This is a genomic window from Porcipelethomonas ammoniilytica, assembly GCF_025567485.1.
GTDB classification, from domain to species: domain Bacteria; phylum Bacillota; class Clostridia; order Oscillospirales; family Ruminococcaceae; genus Porcipelethomonas; species Porcipelethomonas ammoniilytica.
Genome location: NZ_JAOQKH010000119.1, coordinates 1 through 322, shown reverse-complemented (window position 1 = coordinate 322; position 322 = coordinate 1). Strand labels below are relative to the sequence as shown.

1 protein-coding gene is annotated in these 322 nt (G+C 39.4%); it reads right to left on the bottom strand.

All coding sequences use genetic code 11. From position 1 onward, the window contains the following. The coding region (locus OCV67_RS13580; RefSeq protein WP_178085202.1) for a hypothetical protein at positions 1-322 on the bottom strand (322 nt) is incomplete at both ends.

Sequence of the window (322 nt, the reverse complement as noted above, 5' to 3'; positions counted from 1 at the left end):
TCACCTGTTAATTGTTTCTCCTTAAGTGCTAGTTCCTTTTTCTTCAAGGCAAGTTCTTCAGAAGAGTTATCTTTGCCAAGAATGTTACGAATTTCTTTTGAAGCTGCAACGTCTCCAGTAGCCGCTCTCAAAAATAACCCTTTAAGTATAACCATTTCATTATCAGATTCCTCAATCGGAATTCCCATAGCTTCAAGCTCTGTTAAATCACTATCACAAGCTGGTAAGGAAAGCAAAAGCTTCATTTTTTCTCTCATAGACTTTTTTTTACGTCTTGCCGCCGCAGAAGCTTTACCCGCTTTTCTTGCGCTTTCTCGGCGTT